The 17,282-nt window shown below is 58.9% G+C and carries 13 protein-coding genes; 4 read left to right on the top strand and 9 right to left on the bottom strand.

Annotated elements, in window-relative coordinates; genetic code table 11:
* Window positions 1-57 precede the first annotated feature (57 nt).
* Window positions 58-2,058 carry an ATP-dependent helicase gene (locus tag WBG04_RS22100; RefSeq protein ID WP_424317089.1) on the bottom strand — a complete coding sequence of 667 codons (2,001 nt, stop codon included), beginning with the start codon at window positions 2,056-2,058 and terminating at the stop codon, window positions 58-60.
* Window positions 2,059-2,184: 126 nt separating this feature from the next.
* Here WBG04_RS22100 and WBG04_RS22095 point away from each other — a divergent pair, with 126 nt between their 5' ends.
* Window positions 2,185-3,234 carry a DUF5685 family protein gene (locus tag WBG04_RS22095; RefSeq protein ID WP_424317087.1) on the top strand — a complete coding sequence of 350 codons (1,050 nt, stop codon included), beginning with the start codon at window positions 2,185-2,187 and terminating at the stop codon, window positions 3,232-3,234.
* 9 nt (window positions 3,235-3,243) lie between these two features.
* Here WBG04_RS22095 and WBG04_RS22090 read toward each other — a convergent pair whose 3' ends face one another.
* The 6 genes from WBG04_RS22090 to WBG04_RS22065 form a co-directional block, all read right to left on the bottom strand.
* A complete protein-coding gene (locus WBG04_RS22090; protein WP_424317085.1) occupies window positions 3,244-3,984 on the bottom strand; it encodes a zinc metallopeptidase in 741 nt (246 codons plus the stop codon).
* Between the two features lie 94 nt (window positions 3,985-4,078).
* The gene (locus WBG04_RS22085) at window positions 4,079-5,290 is read right to left on the bottom strand and encodes a bifunctional folylpolyglutamate synthase/dihydrofolate synthase (RefSeq protein WP_424317083.1); all 1,212 of its coding nucleotides are present in this window, start codon (window positions 5,288-5,290) and stop codon (window positions 4,079-4,081) included.
* Between the two features lie 58 nt (window positions 5,291-5,348).
* Window positions 5,349-6,179 (bottom strand): acetyl-CoA carboxylase, carboxyltransferase subunit beta, encoded by an 831-nt coding sequence (gene accD, locus WBG04_RS22080; RefSeq protein WP_424317081.1) that lies wholly within the window; start codon window positions 6,177-6,179, stop codon window positions 5,349-5,351.
* A 42-nt stretch (window positions 6,180-6,221) separates the two neighbouring features.
* Window positions 6,222-6,968, bottom strand: coding sequence for a ComF family protein (locus tag WBG04_RS22075; protein ID WP_424317079.1), 747 nt, complete (start codon window positions 6,966-6,968; stop codon window positions 6,222-6,224).
* Window positions 6,949-8,013, bottom strand: a complete 1,065-nt coding sequence (locus WBG04_RS22070; protein WP_424317077.1) for a lysostaphin resistance A-like protein — start codon at window positions 8,011-8,013, stop codon at window positions 6,949-6,951. The genes WBG04_RS22075 and WBG04_RS22070 overlap by 20 nt, the downstream gene beginning before the upstream one ends.
* Window positions 8,014-8,085: 72 nt before the next feature.
* Window positions 8,086-8,331, bottom strand: coding sequence for a hypothetical protein (locus WBG04_RS22065; RefSeq protein WP_424317075.1), 246 nt, complete (start codon window positions 8,329-8,331; stop codon window positions 8,086-8,088).
* A 95-nt stretch (window positions 8,332-8,426) separates the two neighbouring features.
* On the opposite strand from WBG04_RS22065, the gene WBG04_RS22060 reads away from it, so the two are divergent.
* From WBG04_RS22060 to WBG04_RS22050, 3 genes are read left to right on the top strand one after another with little or no spacing between them, the layout of a single operon-like run.
* Window positions 8,427-9,500: a M42 family metallopeptidase gene (locus WBG04_RS22060; protein ID WP_424317073.1), complete on the top strand. Its 1,074-nt coding sequence runs from the start codon at window positions 8,427-8,429 to the stop codon at window positions 9,498-9,500.
* Between the two features lie 23 nt (window positions 9,501-9,523).
* Window positions 9,524-11,395: a hypothetical protein gene (locus WBG04_RS22055; RefSeq protein ID WP_424317071.1), complete on the top strand. Its 1,872-nt coding sequence runs from the start codon at window positions 9,524-9,526 to the stop codon at window positions 11,393-11,395.
* Between the two features lie 45 nt (window positions 11,396-11,440).
* Window positions 11,441-12,379 carry an AAA family ATPase gene (locus tag WBG04_RS22050; protein ID WP_424317069.1) on the top strand — a complete coding sequence of 313 codons (939 nt, stop codon included), beginning with the start codon at window positions 11,441-11,443 and terminating at the stop codon, window positions 12,377-12,379.
* 115 nt (window positions 12,380-12,494) lie between these two features.
* On the opposite strand, the gene WBG04_RS22045 is transcribed toward WBG04_RS22050, so the two are convergent.
* Both WBG04_RS22045 and WBG04_RS22040 read right to left on the bottom strand, forming a co-directional pair.
* A complete protein-coding gene (locus WBG04_RS22045; protein ID WP_424317067.1) occupies window positions 12,495-15,320 on the bottom strand; it encodes a family 78 glycoside hydrolase catalytic domain in 2,826 nt (941 codons plus the stop codon).
* Between the two features lie 27 nt (window positions 15,321-15,347).
* The gene (locus WBG04_RS22040) at window positions 15,348-17,168 is read right to left on the bottom strand and encodes a GH116 family glycosyl hydrolase (RefSeq protein WP_424317065.1); all 1,821 of its coding nucleotides are present in this window, start codon (window positions 17,166-17,168) and stop codon (window positions 15,348-15,350) included.
* Window positions 17,169-17,282 lie beyond the last annotated feature (114 nt).

The following is a 17,282-nucleotide window of genomic DNA, read 5'->3' as shown; positions in this document are numbered from 1 at the left end:
CGCCTCGGGAAAGATCAAGCGCACGTAGCTGCCCTCGCCTCTCAGCTTTTCAGCTTTTCAGCTTTTCAAAAAAGAGTCCATGTCGCCGAAGAAATCCCCCAGCTCATCGTCACTGACTTCCGCCCCCATGATGTCATCATACGATGAATGCAGTACATGTTCGTCATCCAGCTCGGCAATGAAGGTGCTCGGCGTGCAGCCGACCTGCTGGCCCCACTTCATCCTCACGTTGCAGTAGGTCATCGTCAGCCGCTTCTGAGCCCGCGTGATTCCGACGTAGAGCAAACGGCGCTCCTCGTCCTTCGTCCCTTCCTGAATGCTCCGTTGATGCGGTAAAACTCCTTCTTCAAGGCCAACGAGGTAAACGATCGGAAACTCCAGCCCCTTCGAGGCGTGAAGCGTGATCAGGGTCGCCCCCTGCTTCTTCTCCAGATCATCATCCTCACGATCCGACGCGAGCGCGCTGTCATCGAGGAACTTGCGAATGCTCTTCCCGCGCTTCACCGCGGTCGCCAGATCATTCATCACGCCCTGAATGCTCTCGCCCCGATTCAGCTTTTCCTGCTCGCCCTTGCAGCCCCGCTCAAGCCACGGCAGATAGCCCGTCTCATCAAGGAACTCACGGATCACCTGATTGGCCGGTGCGACCTGACCTTCGATCTTCGTTTTGGCCGTCACCACTTCCGCCACAAAACGCTGAATCGCGTTGCGCGCCTTGGTTCCGAGAATATCGGTGAACTCCGGGGAACAGAGCGCCTCCCAAACACTGATCTGTCGCTCGCGGCTGAAGTCGGTCGCCATCACCGTGGTCGCCTGCCCGATTCCACGCGGCGGCGCATTCAGAATCCGTAACAAGGGCACGTCGGCATCGGGCGAATCCATCACCCCAATGTAGGCCATCACATCCTTGACCTCTCGACGGTCGTAAAAACTTTGGGCTCCGACCATGCGGTAAGGGATCTTCAAATGCCGCAGTGCCTCTTCCAGCTTGCGGCTCTGCATGTTCGTCCGGAACAGGATCGCAAAATCCTCCCAAGGACGTTTCTCGACGGCCTTGATCGACAGGATTTCCTCCGCAATGAACTCCGCTTCTTCCTCATCGCCGGGCATCCCGACCACCCGCACCGGCTCGCCGCCCGCCAAGGTCGCCCTCAGCATCTTCTCGCGACGTCCGGCATTGCGCCGGATCAGGCCGTTGGCCGTGTGCAGGATCGCGTGCGTCGAGCGGTAGTTGTCCTCGAGACGGATGACTTTCGGATCCGGGAAAAACCGCTCGAATTCGAGGATGTTCGCCACCTCCGCACCGCGCCAGCCGTAGATCGACTGATCGTCATCGCCCACCACGCAGACGTGATAGGGCGGTCCCACCAACTGCTGGACCAGTTTCATCTGCAGCCCGTTGGTATCCTGAAACTCATCCACGGTGACCCGGCGGTAGACCTGGCGGAAATGATCCCGCACCTCCTCGTGCTCGCGCAGCAACTGCTCGGCGAGCAGCAGGAGATCATCGAAGTCGACCGCGTTCTGGGCACGGAGTTCGTTCTGATAGGCGACGGCCAGTTGCGCCATGAAGTCGTCTTCAAGATCGGCCACATCGATTCCCGCATTCTTCGCTTTCGATACCGCAGCCAGCACCACCTCGGCCTTCAGCTTCTCATCGGAGCCGCCCTTGCGGACGATCAACTGCTTCATGATTCCCACCTGATCGCTCTGGGTGCAGATCGAGAAATTCTTCTTGTAGCCAAGCTTCTCAATCCCACCCCGCAGGATTCGAACGCAGAGCGAGTGGAAGGTGCAGACCGTCATCCGCTCGGCCAGTTTTTTCGAAACCATCCCAGCAATGCGCTCGCGCATCTCGCTCGCCGCCTTGTTGGTGAAAGTCACCGCCAGGATGTTCTCGGGCTCGATGCCGACCTCCAGCATGTTCGAAATCCGGCAGGTCACCGTGCGGGTCTTGCCGGTCCCCGCCCCGGCGAGAATCAGCACCGGACCGTCCAAAGTCGCGACGGCTTCCCGTTGTGCCTTGTTCAGCGAATCAAATGAAAACCCGTCGGCCATGTGAGGCGCGGAGGAAAGCCCCGACCGCCGCCAAATTCAATCACCCATCCGGAGAAAATCTTCGCGACCAAAGATTCCCGATTCCTCGATTCCCCTCGCCGCCGCCTTTTGCTCTCTTACAGGCTCATGTTCGGGTTCATCGCCTCCCCCTGTCCCCGCTGCACCCGTGAAGGCCTGCCTCAATGGCGCGGGACCTTCTGCGGCCTCGCCCGGACCCTGGCTCGCGATTACTCCGCTCCAGCACGCCTGCTCGTCAACCGCGATGCCACTTTCCTTGCCCTGCTGGGCTTGTCGATCGACCCTGCGCCACCGCAGTGGAGGAAAGCCACCTGCTGCAATCCGCTCGCCACTCCCTTTCCCATCGACGACAGCCACCCGGCAATCACCCATGCAGCCGCTGTCTCGGTCTGCGGACTGGCAACCAAATTCGGCGATGACAGCTTGGACGAACGCGGCTTGCGACGAATCCTGTCGAAGTCCGGCTCCCTACTGATGTCACCCGCCACCGACCGGGCCATCGCGCGCCTCAACTCCTCGGCCTTTCCTACCGCTGCGGTCATCGATCGGCTCGAGGCCCAGTCTCAGACCGAATCCGATCTGCCGCTTCACGCCGATGGCCCCACTGCGACTTCGTTCGGTCTCATCACCGGCCACTTGGGACCATTGCTCGGTCTCCCCAAGCTCGAGCCAGCACTGACCCGGCTCGGAGCCGCCCACGGCCAGCTGGTCTACTGGCGGGATGCATGGGACGATCGCTCATCGGATCTCAAGAAGAAGCGCTTCAATCCCTTCTTCGTCGTCGAACCAATTGTCATCCACGCTCGTATCGCCCAGGCCTGGACCGATTTCAGTTCGGCTCTCGCTGATCTCCGCGTCCACCGCCATTCGGAACTACTAGAGGAAATCGGTCGCAACACCGGCAACCGCCACGCGGACTTTCTTGGAATCGAACGGGAAAAGAAAAAGAAGAAAACGCCCAAGGAACTGAAGGATCGGGACCGTCCTTGTTGTGATTCCTGCGGCGCTTGCGATTGCTGCCACTGCAACAGCTGCGGGAGTTGCGGCGGCAAGGGCAGCAAAGCAGGCTGCGATGGCTGCTTCGACTGCGGCCCGGGTGATTCCGGCTGCATCGACTGCTGTCCATGCGACGGCTGTGACTGCTGCCCCTGCAACTGAGCCACCGGCTCAGTCACGTCGTCCGAGCAACATGGCAACCCAGTAGGCAAGTTGAGCAATCGCTCCCACTGCTGCGGCCACATAGGTCATCGCTGCCCAGAAGAGTGCGTTCTTCGCCTTGTCGTGCTGCATCTGATCGGCCACCCCACTGCCCTCCAACCAGGCGAGCGCCCGGTTGCTTGCATCAAACTCGACCGGCAAGGTGATCACCGTGAAGAGGGTCGTCACGATCATCGTTCCAAGAAAGACCCAGATGAAGATCGTGCCCCCACTACCAAAAGCGAAAAGACCGAAGATCATCAGCATCATCAGAATGTTCTGCATCTTGCTCGAGAACTGAACGGCAGGCACCAGGGCTGAGCGGAGCTTCAGCCAGGCATACGCCTGCTTGTGCTGCAAGGCATGGCCACACTCATGAGCCGCCACCGCCACCGCGGCCACCGAGTTCATCGCATAAACGGAGTCGCTGAGATTGACGGTCTTCTTGGTCGGATCGTAGTGATCGGTCAATTGGCCACCGGTGTGGATCACTTGGACGTCGTTGATGCCGTTTTGCCTCAGCATCAATTCCGCCGCCTGGGCTCCGGTCAGCCGGGTAGGAATCTCGGAGTATTCGGCGAAGCGCCTTTTCAGGGTTCCGCTGATCAACATGCTCATCACCATGGTGCCGATGATCAAGGCCCAGTAACCCATACCGATCCCATAGAAACCGCCCTGTTGCTGGGCGAGAAAGAGTGTCTCAAAATTCATGCCCACATCCTACCTTCACTTTTCAGGCCTGCAACCCCATCCCGCTTGGAAAAACCGGGGAAGTTTCCAAAGGGAGCCACCACCGCTCCCCCGATCACTGCTCGCTGGCGATTCGCGAATCCCCCCCAAGAATCGCCTTCGCTTCGCCGATAAGAAACAAGGACCCGGCTACCAAGATCGGCATCCCGTCATTGGCCGCCGCCGCCAAAGCCGCCTCAACGCTTCCATGTTCGCTGGCAGGACCCTCGAAGACCTCAAGCAACTCTTTGATTCCCATGGCCCTCGGCGTGTCGACCGGACAGACATGCACCTTGTCGGCCAAGGGTTCAAGGGCAGCCACGATCCCTCCGACATCCTTCGAGGCGACCGCACTGAACACCAGCGAACATCGACGCTCTCCGAATCGCTCCCGCCACGCCTCAGCCAGAGCCACCGCCCCGTCAGGATTGTGCGCGCCGTCAAACACCATCATCTGATCGCCCTCACCGACGATCTCAAAACGCCCGGGCCAGCGAACCGATGACAAGCCGTGTTGCACCGTTTCGAAACTCAATGGCAGCCCGGCCGCATGGAGGCACTCGAGAGCCAGCGCGGCATTCCACTTTTGAAAGCTTCCCGGCAGTCCGATCGCGTAGCCACCCAGCGGCTGATCGATGAAACTCAGGGGGGAGCGTCGCTCGTTCGCCTCCCGCTCCAGAACCCGCCGCACCTCAGGCCGTTGAGGTGAAGAAATCGCCGGCTTCCCTTCCACAAAAATCCCAGCCTTCTCAAAGGCAATCTTCTCCAAGGTATCCCCCAGCCATTGGACATGATCCAGTCCAACAGGCGTGATGGCACACACATCAGCCGGCACCGCCGTGGTCGCATCGAGCCGCCCGCCCATCCCCGTTTCCAAGACGATCAACTCCGCTTCCCGCTCCCGGAACCACCTCATGGCAACTGCCAGCGTGATCTCGAAGAAGGTCGGATGAGGATCGAGCCCTTCGCAGATCCCGCGCAGTTCCGAAAGCAGCGCCGCACATTCTTCCTCGCTGATCTCCTTTCCGGAGACCTTCATTCGCTCACGAAAGTCGATCAAATGCGGGGAAGTAAAAAGCGCCGAACGATTTCCTCCAGCGCGCGCCACCGAGTCAATGATCGCGCAAGTACTACCTTTCCCGTTGGTCCCGGCAACGTGGATCACCTTCACCCCATAGGCCGGATAAGCGAGAAACTCCTTGAGGAGCTGCCGCGGCCCGTCGAGGCCCAGCTTGATCCCGAAGAGCTGGGTCGAATACAACCAATCGATCGCCTCCTGATACTTCATCACCCTTCGTTCCGATCATCCTGACTCGCCGGATCACGACCCCTTTTGGGGAAGGACCTCAAGGCAACATGTAGCCGAGCAAGGTCGACAGCTTCGCCCGCATTTTCTCGCGTGGCACGATCGCGTCCACCAATCCATGTTCGAGCATGAACTCCGCAGTCTGAAAACCGGGTGGCAGATTCTGGTGCGTCGTCTCCTTCACGACACGCGGTCCGGCAAATCCGATCATGCACTGGGGCTCCGCAAGGTTGATGTCGCCAATCGTCGCAAAGGACGCCGTCACCCCGCCAGTGGTCGGATGGGTCATCACCGAAATGTAGGGCAACTTCGCCTCCGCAAGACGCGCCAGGGCACCGCAGGTTTTTGCCATCTGCATCAGCGACAGCATGCCTTCCTGCATCCGCGCGCCCGAGGAAGCGGAGACGATGATCATCCCGCGCTTTTCCTTGATCGCAGTCTCGATCGCCCGGGTGATTTTTTCCCCGACCACGGACCCCATGGATCCGGCAAAAAACTTGAAGTCCATCACGGCAATCATCGTCGGCTTCCCACCCACGGTAATCTTTCCGGTAATGACCGCATCATCGAGTCCCGTGGTCTCCCGCAGCATCGCGGTCTTCTCGCCATAGTTGGCGAAGTCCAGGGGATTGGCCGACGTCAGTCCCGCAGAGGTCTCTTCGAAACTTCCCTCATCAGCGATCAGATCCACCCGCTCACGCCCGCCCATCAGGAAGTGATGATTGCAGTTGTGACAGGTCTGAAGATGCTGCTTGAGCTCAAGCTGATGGAGCATCGAACCGCAGCCGGGACACTTCGTCCACAGCCCCTCTGGCATGTCGTCGTCCCGTCGCTTGTTCCTGCGAAGCTGTGGCTTTTTGAAAATTCCCATGATGTTCCCGATCGACCCTCCCCGGTGGCGCTGGAGCCGAGGCTAGCCGCGCATGACAGTCACGACAATCACCTTTTGAACCCCGGATTTCTTCAGAATCCGGGCACATTCGTGGACGGTTGAGCCGGTGGTGAAGACGTCGTCCACCAGCAGCACTCCAGCCGGCGGCTTGAAGCCACGCACCACCTGAAAGGCACCCCTGAGGTTTTTCTGTCGCTGGACCCGGCTCAAGCGCGTCTGAGTCACCGTCGGTCGCGTTCGCTTGAGCAACTCCTCGACCGGAAGACCCATGCGTCGCCCCAGCGGCAGGGCGATTTCAAGGGCCTGATTGAAATAACGCCACCGCCGCCGCGCCCAATGGAGCGGCACCGGCACCAGCGGCCAGCCTTCATCCAAGACCACCTGCAATCTCGGATCCTCAAAGGCTCCAACGGCCAGATCGCCCAGAGCTCCAGCCAACTCAAGACGCCTCCCATATTTGAGATCGTGAACCATCGTCATGATCCCCGGAGACCTCACCAGCGCAGGACGCGCAAACTCAAAGGCGAAGCTCTGGTCACTGCAATTCGGACAGTTGAAACCGGCATCGATCGCACCACTGAATTTTTCCCCGCAGGTTTCGCAGAAAGGTCGCTCCAATCCGGGAAGACCCTCGGAGCAAGGCGAGCACAAGGAGCCTCCCGACTCGACGGCATCACCACACAAATGGCAGACACCGGGGTAAACCAGGTCAAGCAGCCGGCTTCCGAAATGGCGGAGGCCGCTTGATTCAAACCTTCTCGCCTTCATCAGGTACCCTGGTCAGCATTGCTACTACGATTCCCGTAATAACCATGATCGTCAGCGGCAAAAGCCCTTCCAACAAGCTGGCCCCAACAAACCAGCGCACCAGCTCGGGCAAGCCCGCAACCGGCCAGGTCGCCGACTTGAAAATCACATGAGAGAACACCCACCCGGCATGCAGCCCTATCGGCAACCACAGCGAAGCCGTCCTCCAGCGGGCGATCGCCAGCACCACTCCGACCGAAGCCAGAACCAGAAAGCGGCCCAACATCGAAAACGGATCAGCAAAGCGACTGAAAATCTGACCGAGCAGGACGAAGCCGGCATCGGCCGCCTCCGGATCAGGAACGCGCACACCCACCGGTGGCTCGAGGAAGTGCACGAAGGCGAACAGGAAAGAAAGCGTCGCTATCGCTGGCGCCGGCCTCATCGCCCGAAGGAAAATCCCGAGCAACACCCCGCGAAATAAAACCTCCTCGAGGGTCGCCACCACCAGTGCCGTCGGTAGCGCCTTTCTGAAGGCTTTTCCCCAATCAATCTCCATCAACAAGGGATTGGGAACCCCTCCCGTCGATACCGCAGCGTCACGCCACATGAAGATCCCCGCCTGCAGCATCAACCAGCCAGCGACAAGCAGCAGTCCTGCGGCGACAAAAAACCCAATCAGCGCTTGAGACAGGCCGGACGGATTTCGGCGCAGGGCTTGACCACGATTCATAGCCACCACCGAATCCGGTAGCCGCAGCGACCACGGAGTGTCCCGATAGCTCCCGCTCCCCCGCCCCATTTTCAACCAGGATAGCAGGGGAAAGAGCAGCACGACTGACGCCAACAGAAAGGAGCGGTCAAAGAAGCGTGGGAAATTATCCTTCGACCTCCGCGCATGCTCGCCCAACCAGGCGATGACACCATTGGTCTCCTTCCCCTCCGTCACCTCAGCCAGACCCATTCCCACATTGTAGAGCCATGGCGAAATCCACGCTGCGAGCGTCAGCGAACCCGCAACGTAGAGGAAAATCTTCAGAACGTCGCTCTGCAACCATCGCGCCACAGGCTGAATTCTAGGGACTGCCCGCAGGACTGCCAAGATTGAAGTTAAAGTGGGTTTCTCTTCTCTCATCCCTCAGTATTCGTCCTCCAACAACTTGTCGATCGCGGCAATCAATTCCCACGGACAGCGCTTCCGTTGGTATTTCCTCCACAGCACGTCCCTCAAGGTCTCCCACATTTCCCGTGGCACCGGGTCGATCGGCTCCCAATCAGGATCCGTTTTGAGAGTCGTGTGAAAGGTCCAACGCCCGGCATGACGATTCGCCCGCCAAAAACGCAGCCCCTCCTCCGTCCGTTCCCGCCACTCATGCGACTCCATGCGCGCAGCCTCATCGGAGGCACCCACCCCTGACAATCATGAATTGGTGATTTCAGCATTCGACGTCGCCCATCCGCTGTCTAAGTTCAAACCCCATGACCAAGGACGAGCGCCAATTCCTCTATCGACTACTCGAAACCCCAAGCCCCACCGGCCGGGAAATGCCCGGACAGCGGGTCTGGGCCGACTACCTCAAATCAAGCGCCAAATCGGTCGAATGCGATTCCTACGGTTCCACCTGGGCGACCCTCCCGGGTAAATCTGAGAAGAGCGTGATGCTTGCCGCCCATGCCGATGAGATCGGTTGGATGATCAAACACATCGATGACAAGGGTTTCCTCAGGCTCGACCGCGTCGGTGGCTCCGACCACGCCACCGCCCGTGGCCGCCGCATCCGCATCCTCGGCGACGAGGGCGAGGTCCCCGGCATCATCGGCAATACCGCCATCCACCTGCGAGAAAACCTCAGCGACGAAAAGACCCCAAAAGTCCACGAACTCTGGGTCGATGTCGGCGCATCGTCCGCCAGCGAAGTCGCCAAGCTCGGCCTGCGCGTCGGTCACTTTGCCGTCTACTCAGATGCCCCGACCGAACTCGCCAACAAGCGCATCGTCTCACGCGCCCTCGATAACCGGATCGGCTCCTACATCATCGCGCAAGTCATGCGACGCGTCGCCAAGGAGAAAAAAAAGGCCGAACGTTCCCTCGTCTGTCTCAACGCCATTCAGGAGGAAATCGGAGGCCACGGAGCCATGATGGCGTCCTATCGCATCTTTCCCGACGCCTGCATCTGCCTCGACGTCACCCACGCCACTGACACCCCAGGCCTCAATGCCGCCCAGCACGGAGCGGTCAGCCTCGGCGGCGGCCCGACCCTCACCCACGGCACCGCCAACCACCCACTAATCGTCGAACGCCTCGCCGAAATCGCCAAGAAGGCCGGAATCCCGATCCAACACGAAGCCAGCAGCCGCTTCACCGGCACCGATACCGACAAGATTTACACCCAGCGCGAGGGCATCCCCAGCGCGCTGGTCTCCCTCCCGCTTCGCTGCATGCACTCCGTCGTGGAAACCGCCCATCTCGATGACATCGAGAACACCATCCGCCTGCTCACGGGCTTCGTCCTTTCGCTCACCGCGAAAGACCGCTTTCATCAGTCCTTGTGAGACCGCTTGCCCTCTGCCTTCTGATGCTGATTCCCCTCGCCCACGGCGAGTCGGAATCCTCGGCTGCAGCTCTGGCCCACCTCAACGTCGTCGCCCGCTACCGCATCGATCTGGCAAAGGACACCGCGATGGCTTCGGGCACCACCAAGGAAAAGCAATCGATCATCCGCAATCAGATCAAGCAGCTTTCCTCGATCGTCGAACAGGGCGAGCTCCGGGTCCTCGAAGAACGGATCGAAGGGAATCTCGCGGGCGTCCTGGTTTCGCGCATCATCGACTACGACCCCGGACAGGTCCAGGTGCTCGCCATTGCCATGCTCAAGCGCGACGACCGCTGGCTCCCCGCGCCGATGCGGGCCTCCTTCGAGAATACCGGCATCAGTTACCTTCCCGGGATCGCCCAAGACGCCAGGGACCTCGAGAGCTGGATGTTGAGCGAACGAACGCGGCAACTCACCCGCCTCCGCCAGGATGTTCAGGCCGAACTCTTGGCCGACATTCGAAAAGCCGGCAGCCTTGACGAGCTACGGCAGCTCTCGAAAGAAGACCTGGTCGAGGGCTTCATCGAAGCCTGCCGCGCTCGAGATTTGCCCGCTGCACTCGTCTATCTCGGCGGCTTGGAGGAACCCCTGCCCGAAGACTGGGACGAAACCCTCCGATTCGTCTCGAGCTGCATGGGAGAATCCGCCGACACCAACCAAGCATGGCAAAGAATCACCAACCATTCCGGCGCCCGCGCCATCATTGAAACCGACACGTTTGGAGACGGTGCCTTCGTCAGCGTGGGCGAGTTTTCCCCTCTGGAAAACAGCCCCGTCAACATCGCCACCAAAGTCTTCCATTTCCCCCTTGATAAGGTTTCCGGCGATCATTGGCGACTTCGACTTCCCTCGTGGCTCCTTGAAGGGAAACTCCCCGGCAAAGCCGATCCGACAGATCAGGAATTGATTGAAAAATTCCCTGCAAAGCTTCTCGCCCGGCAGCAGCCCCTTTCCTTTTCCAGTCCCGACGATCTGATGGAGTCATTTCAGACGGCATTTTCGGGACCCCGTTTCGAAGCCCTGCTTCCCTACATCAGTCTCCCTGAGTCAGGCGAAGCCCAAGCTGTTCTTGAGAAAGCCGCGAAGCTCTGGAGATTCTATCGTGGTCGCGACAGCCAAGCGCCACTGCTGCTCGAAGTCCGAAAGCAAGACGATCAGGCATGCGCCCTTGTTTCGCTTTTCGACGCGCGTAACCCCCAGATCAGCAAAGGACTGATCAAGCCGATCTTCCTCCAGGAAAAAGATGGAAACTGGAGCATCCCAAGCGAGGAGCCCGAGACCTCCAATGAAGCCCGGGAAACCCTCCGCGAATGGGCCGATGAAGCCAGCAAACTCGACGAAGACGAATGGATGAGACGCATGAATCTCACCGCCATCCTCGGTGGGATACCCGCGGACTCCGCCCCAAGCGAAGAGGATGCGCTGGCCGCCGCTCAAGCGTGGCTCGATGCCATCCGCTCACGAAACCCACGCCACATCCTCAAGTCCGTCGCCACCTTCGACGATGTCCGAGGCCTGCAGAAACTCTTCCGAACCATCGGCCACGAACTGCAAGCGGCTCACGAAACCGAGATCCTCAAAATTCACCGCCACGGCCGCTGGGCTGCCGTCAGCACCCAGGCGATTTCCGATCAACGCGATGAGGAGCCCTACTACATGCTCTATCCGATCGTCACAACCCCCTCAGGTGCAAGGGTTTTCGCCGAGTCCGTGCTGTTCCATGCCGACACCCGCTCACGCGAGTTCCTGAACTCCTCCGTCTGGAGTCGCCTCGGTGATCGCCTGCCGGATGCTGCCGTCGCCGAGCTCAGGGAAATCCAGAATACCCACAACAAACTTGCCGAAAAGCAGTAGTCCGATCTCACTCCTCTCGCGACGCTCACCCCGAAACCCTCATCAATGCCCACCCCAGCTGAAACCGCCGCCCTACTCGAAGAGTCGGTCCATCGGGTCGTCCGCGGTCAGGACGAAGCCGTTCGACGAATCCTCGCCTGTTTTGCCGCCGGTGGTCACGCCCTGATCGAGGATGTCCCCGGAACGGGAAAGACAACGCTCGCCAAAGCCATCGCCCGCTCCGTCTCCGGCTCCACTTTCAAACGCGTCCAGTTCACTCCCGACCTCCTTCCCAGCGATATTCTCGGAATCTCAGTGCTCGACCCCCGCACGCAGCAATTCAACTTCCGACCCGGCCCCGTTTTTACCGACATCCTGCTGGCCGATGAAATCAACCGCGCCTCCCCTCGCACCCAGTCCGCCCTTCTCGAAGCGATGGCCGAACGCCAGGCCACCATCGATGGCGAACGCCACGATCTCGACGGCCTGTTCTTCGTCATCGCCACCCAGAATCCCGTCGAATTCCGTGGCACTTATCCTTTGCCCGAAGCGCAGATGGACCGCTTCATGACCCGCTCCCGTCTGGGTTATGTCAGCATCGAGGAGGAGTGTTCGATCCTTTCCGATCAAGTGACAAGCCACCCCGTTGATCAACTTGAACCCGCCGTCTCCCGGACGGATGTCATCGGACTTCTGGAAGCCGTCCGCCAGGTCCACATCAGCGACGAACTCCGAACTTATATCGTCGAAATTGTCGCAGCCACCCGCACTCGCGAAGAAGTTCAGCTCGCCGCAAGCCCGCGTGCATCGCTCGCCCTGATGAAAGTCTCCCAAGCTCTCTCGCTCTTCGAAGGGCGCGACTTCGTCATTCCGGAAACCATCCAGCAGATCGCATCCGACGTCATCGCCCATCGCCTCGTCATCGAACCAGAGGCCCGCCTCTCCGGCACCGACGCGCATGGCATCGTCAGCATGATTCTCGACGAAATCCCGGCCCCGGCCTGAGGACCTACTTGAACTATAGTATTTAAGCGGAATTCCCCGGAGAACCAACATCCCAGCGATGGAGACAGGGCGTAAGAGTCTCTACCTTTCGGCAAACGTTTGGAACTCGAATAGCTTAGCCCCTGTCGACCGTAAAGTCGTAGCTTCCGGAGCCGACTTCATGTTCCAACCAGCTCTGCTTGCCTTCCTCAATCAGGCGAACTTTCTCTGTGATACTCGTTTTCCCCTCGCGGAGTTGGTCGCCTTGCTTGAAGGGGAAATAGAGAGTCGCGGTGGAGTTAGGGGGCACTTCGACGCTCCACTCGAATTTTTCCGGGCTGCTCTTCCAATCGCTGCGGATCTGACCGTATGGCGATTGCATGCAGGTCTTCGCCCATTTCAATTCCGAGGTAAGGTGCGGCTTGATTGTGAAGTGCTTGTAGCCGGGTTGGTCGAAACCTGGCTGGATGCCTCCGATCGATTCGTGCATGAAGGCGGTGAAGCCTCCTTGCATCGGGTGGTTCAATGAGTTCCTGAACTCCTGCTTGGACCAGTCGAATTGTCGCTCCGGCCAGGTCGAAAGACCTTGGCTGAGGATGAAGCCGGGTCCGGGAAAGGTGGTGTCGGTGAGCATCTGATAGGCGAGAGCCTCCTGATCGTTCTCGGCGAGCACGGTGTAGAAATGCCTTAGGCCATGGATGCCGCAGGAATGGTGGCCGTCGTGACGCTCGTGAATGTCATGGAGAAGGGCATCCATGCGATCGGCCACTTGCGCATCCGGTGTCATGCCGAAGCGAAGCGCCATGACTGTCGCCGTTTGGCTGCCGTAGAATTTCTTGGATGAGCCTTCGATGGGTTTGAGCCAGGTTTTGTGGAAAGCGCGGTTGATCTCTTCGGCTTCCTTGAAGCACCAGTTCGCGTATTTCGTGTCACCCATTTCGCGCGCCATCTTGCCGGTGATCTGGAGTGCCTCGTAGTAGAAGGCGGTGCCGGAAACATGCGGGTGGCATTCCATGAATTCCGGCGCGGCTTTTCGATCCCAACGCGGCGGGCACCAGTCGCCCAGGCCATCGGCGATGATGCCGCGTTTGTCTTTGAAGCTCCCGTAGTAGGTGATGAAATCCTTGATGTGCGGATAGTGCTCTTTGAAGACATCAACGTCGCCGGTGTGCAGGTACATGCGCCATGGCAGGATCACGTAGGCGACGGCCCAGTCGATGTTGGCGGCGCGGTTGGCGCGCTTCCCCGGGGAGACCATGGGTGGCACGCCTGGCCCCTTTTTCAACACCTTGCGGACCTTTGCGTCCTTGGTGAGGCTGTCCTTAATATCCCACATGAACTTGGTGAAAAAACGGCTCATGTCGTAGCTGTAGAAGCTGATGTCTGCGGCGGCGTGCGCATCGCCCAGCCAGCCGCATTTTTCCCGGTGCGGGCAGTCCTCGGGGATTGAGTGCCAGTTGTCTTCCAGGGTGAGCAGGCTGGCTTGATACTGCTTGTTTAGCATCTCGTCCGAGCAGGAGAAATCACCGGTGCGCCGGATTGAACTGTGGACCATGTGGGCCTGGATCGTCTCCTTGGTCGGTGGCGTTCTCAGTCCGCTGATCTCGACAAATTGGAAACCGGTGTAGGTAAAACGGGGCGACCAGGATTCCGGTCCGCCTCCTTTGCAGATATACCAAAGTTCGTGATCGCTTCCCGGTGCACCTCCCATGGTTCTCATATTCAGGCTCTTTCCGTCCCTGTTGAGCACTTCTGCCGGGACGATCCTGATGAGGTCTCCCGCCTGCTGATCGACGGTGATCCGGACCGATCCCGCGATGTTCTTGCCGAAGTCGACGATGTATTTGTCGTCGCCGGTGGGGATCACATTGACCGGATCGAGACGTTGCATCACCTCAATCGGCGGGATCAACTGCGAGCGGAGTTTGTCGTCGGGGCAAGGAGCTGCTTGTTCGACGGCGGCCTGCCATTTCGAGTCATCGAATCCGGGCTTCGACCAGTTAGGCATTTCAAGCCGGGCATCATAGGTTTCTCCCCAGTAGATATTGTCGAAGATGATCGGGCTTTGGGCGGTCCGCCAATCGGTGGTGGTGGCGAACTCGGCCTGGCTACCATCCTTGTAGTCGATCACGAACTTGGCGCGGACCGAGGGCTTGCCATATCCGAACGCGGAATCGAAGGCGAGGTTCTGGCCGTAGAAGCCGTTACCTAACCAGAAGCCTAGCGCGTTCGTACCGGCGCGGAGATGCTTCGTGATGTCGTGGGTGACGTAGAGCGTGTGCTTCTCGTAGTTGGTCTGGCCCGGATCGAGAAGGCTTTCGCCGACCTTGTCGCCGTTGATGTAGAGTTCGAAGTAGCCGATGCCACTGACGTAGGCTCTTGCGGACCGGATCTCCTTGTTGAGGTCGACTTCCTTTCGCAGGAGCGGTGAAGGATGGGAGTCGAACTTCTCCTTGTTCTTCGATTGCTCGCGTGCCGAATGCTCGGACTTCCGACTGTCGCCTCCCTGGCCGATCCACTGGGACCCCGCCCAGTCATCAGCCTCCAGCAGAGCCATTTCCCACGATGCGGTTTCGGACCAATCGCTTGGCTGCTTGTCCTGATCCCAGACGCGGACTTTCCAGAAACAGCGTTGGCCGCTTTTGAGCGGGGAACCGCCGTAGGGAATGAGAATCGATTGCGAGGATTCCACACGACCGCTGTCCCAGAGGCTGCTTTTGTCTTCAGCCAAGCGTTCCGGGCTGCTGGCGACCCGCACCTGATAGGCCGTTTGGGAAATGTTGCGAGCGTTGGGATCCTCCGGCTTGAGCTTCCAGCTCAGGCGCGGTTTCGGGGTGTCGAGCTGGATCGGATTGATGAGATGTTCCGCCTTGAGATCATCGACTGCGATATTCCCGGCAGCAGCGAGTCCGGCTATGAGGGAAGAGATGAGTCCCACGAGGGGGAGAAAGTCACGAGCCATGAGTTTCATGTGAATTGCGTGCTGGGATTACTCTGCGGTCGCGGAGAGTTTCCAGGTGCCTGGCGGGACTCGGAACTTGAGGTGGGTTTCGTCTTCACCAGCGGTGGTGATGCCTTGGCCGCTATCCGCGAAGCCGCCCCTGCTCCAGATCGTCTTGCCATTGGCCGTGATCTCAACAACTTGTCCGATCGATTTTGGAACACCCGCGATCGCGACCGTGCCTTCCGGGCTGACTAATTCGAGATCATAGGACTTTTCGTGCCTATCGATATCGACGGTGATGTCGCCCTTCACGCTGGGGACCACCTGTTTCAGCGTGGTGAAGTGCTCCAAGTTTGGCAAAATCTGATACTCGCTCCAACCGACCTTGGTTGGGGCGATGCCGACAATGTGCTTGGCGAGGATCGTATTCGGCGCATTCCAGGCGTGATTATAGGATCCTCCTTTGGGAAACATTTCATAGAGGGTGCTCAAGCCCTTGCGGTCCACCTGGCTTTGGTAGCGTTCCTTCATCCGCTTGAGTGCCGCGTCATAACGCCCGGCATAACACATCGCATCTTCCACCATCCACTCGAAATGCGGACTGCAGAATTGGTTCGGAATCAGTACGTTTTCAACGATGGCATCATACTTGTCTTGTCCGGCGACGCCGCTGAGAATGGCCAGCGCATTGGCGCGGTCGTCCTGAAACTTGCTGGCATTGCTGCTGTAGTATTCCCCGGTCCAGTATTTCTTGTTGAAGCCCTTTTTCAGGGTCTCGATACGTTTGTCATACCAGGAAAGATCCTGCTTTCTACCCAGCTCCCGAGCCATCTTCTTTGCGCTGTTCAGCGCCATGAAATAGAGCGAATCAAGAATCACCTTGTCATCCACGGTTCCTTTTTGACCCCAATCGCTCCAGTTCCAGGAGTCCATGGAGCGTTTCGCTCTTTTGGGTAAGCCATCAGCACCCATCTTCCAAAGATTCAGATAATCACGTACAAACGGGTAGGCATAGCGAAGGGTTTCCTTATCACCAGTGTTCAGATAGTACTGCCAAATGCACTGATCAACAAACTGCAGGCTCTGGGTGGGAAGTTCCCGCAGACGCAGCGGGCCGAGGGCGCCGTAGACTCCTTCGTGGCTGTAGGCCATGGTGATTCGAATCGCCTTTTTCAGCAATTGCCGCCCGGCATCGTCCATGCAGTAAAACAGGTAGCTGGCCTGGTCCGCCACGTCGCCAATCCAACAAGCACGCTCGCGGTCGGGGCAATCCATGAAGTTATCGCGAGCACAAACGAAGAGCGTGTTCCGGCCCATCCACCAGAGACGCTCGTAGAAGGGATCGCTGCATTCAAACGAACCAGCCGCAATGTCGCCAACGCTCATCCAGCGATACTTCAGTCCCAGCACCTTGACCCCAGCCGGGATTTCGTAATTCACCGTGTGGCCATTCATCCAGGAGAAGCTCTCGAAGGACTGCTTTCCTTGTTTGGTCGTGTAGTAAGCGTTGATCTGATTGAGGCGGTTGTCCGTCGTGATCTTGATTTCAAGACCGGCGTCGGCCTCCACCTCTAGGTAGGGGGTAATCTGTTTATTGAACGGTAATTCACAGATGATGGCCTCCCCTTTGCTGACAAAGGGAAATTTCGATGCCGGATAGTTCTCGTAGTCTTTCAGCCCGTGGTTGATCAAGGCAGGCACGTAGTTCTTTACCAGCTTGTACCAAGGAGCCGCCGGGGGAGTGCCTTTCTCGATCGCGGCGTTCCAGTCCGCATCGGGGAAGTCCGGAGAAATCCAGTCGCCCATCTCATGACGTGCGTCATAGCGGACACTGAACTGGACGATATTCTTTCGGTTCTTCGACACTAACGCATGACGGTTTGTTGTCTCAACCGGAGGAAGAGGTAGTCGAGGTCGCGGACTCCGCAGGCCCGGTGAACTACTCTCGCCACCTGGTTGTTTAGTCCCTCGATCCGTCCT

It is taken from the genome of Haloferula sp., assembly GCF_049672945.1.
Taxonomy (GTDB): domain Bacteria; phylum Verrucomicrobiota; class Verrucomicrobiia; order Verrucomicrobiales; family Akkermansiaceae; genus Haloferula.
The sequence above is the reverse complement of the archived record's forward strand: the minus strand, read 5'-3'. Positions and strand labels throughout refer to the sequence as shown.

Excerpts from the sequence above, each read along its gene's own strand:
- WBG04_RS22100 (WP_424317089.1), bottom strand. The coding sequence starts at position 2,058 with ATGGCCGACGGGTTTTCATTTGATTCGCTGAACAAGGCACAACGGGAA.
- WBG04_RS22095 (WP_424317087.1), top strand. The coding sequence starts at position 2,185 with ATGTTCGGGTTCATCGCCTCCCCCTGTCCCCGCTGCACCCGTGAAGGC.
- WBG04_RS22090 (WP_424317085.1), bottom strand. The coding sequence starts at position 3,984 with ATGAATTTTGAGACACTCTTTCTCGCCCAGCAACAGGGCGGTTTCTAT.
- WBG04_RS22085 (WP_424317083.1), bottom strand. The coding sequence starts at position 5,290 with ATGAAGTATCAGGAGGCGATCGATTGGTTGTATTCGACCCAGCTCTTC.
- accD (WP_424317081.1), bottom strand. The coding sequence starts at position 6,179 with ATGGGAATTTTCAAAAAGCCACAGCTTCGCAGGAACAAGCGACGGGAC.
- WBG04_RS22075 (WP_424317079.1), bottom strand. The coding sequence starts at position 6,968 with ATGAAGGCGAGAAGGTTTGAATCAAGCGGCCTCCGCCATTTCGGAAGC.
- WBG04_RS22065 (WP_424317075.1), bottom strand. The coding sequence starts at position 8,331 with ATGGAGTCGCATGAGTGGCGGGAACGGACGGAGGAGGGGCTGCGTTTT.
- WBG04_RS22060 (WP_424317073.1), top strand. The coding sequence starts at position 8,427 with ATGACCAAGGACGAGCGCCAATTCCTCTATCGACTACTCGAAACCCCA.
- WBG04_RS22055 (WP_424317071.1), top strand. The coding sequence starts at position 9,524 with ATGCTGATTCCCCTCGCCCACGGCGAGTCGGAATCCTCGGCTGCAGCT.
- WBG04_RS22050 (WP_424317069.1), top strand. The coding sequence starts at position 11,441 with ATGCCCACCCCAGCTGAAACCGCCGCCCTACTCGAAGAGTCGGTCCAT.
- WBG04_RS22045 (WP_424317067.1), bottom strand. The coding sequence starts at position 15,320 with ATGGCTCGTGACTTTCTCCCCCTCGTGGGACTCATCTCTTCCCTCATA.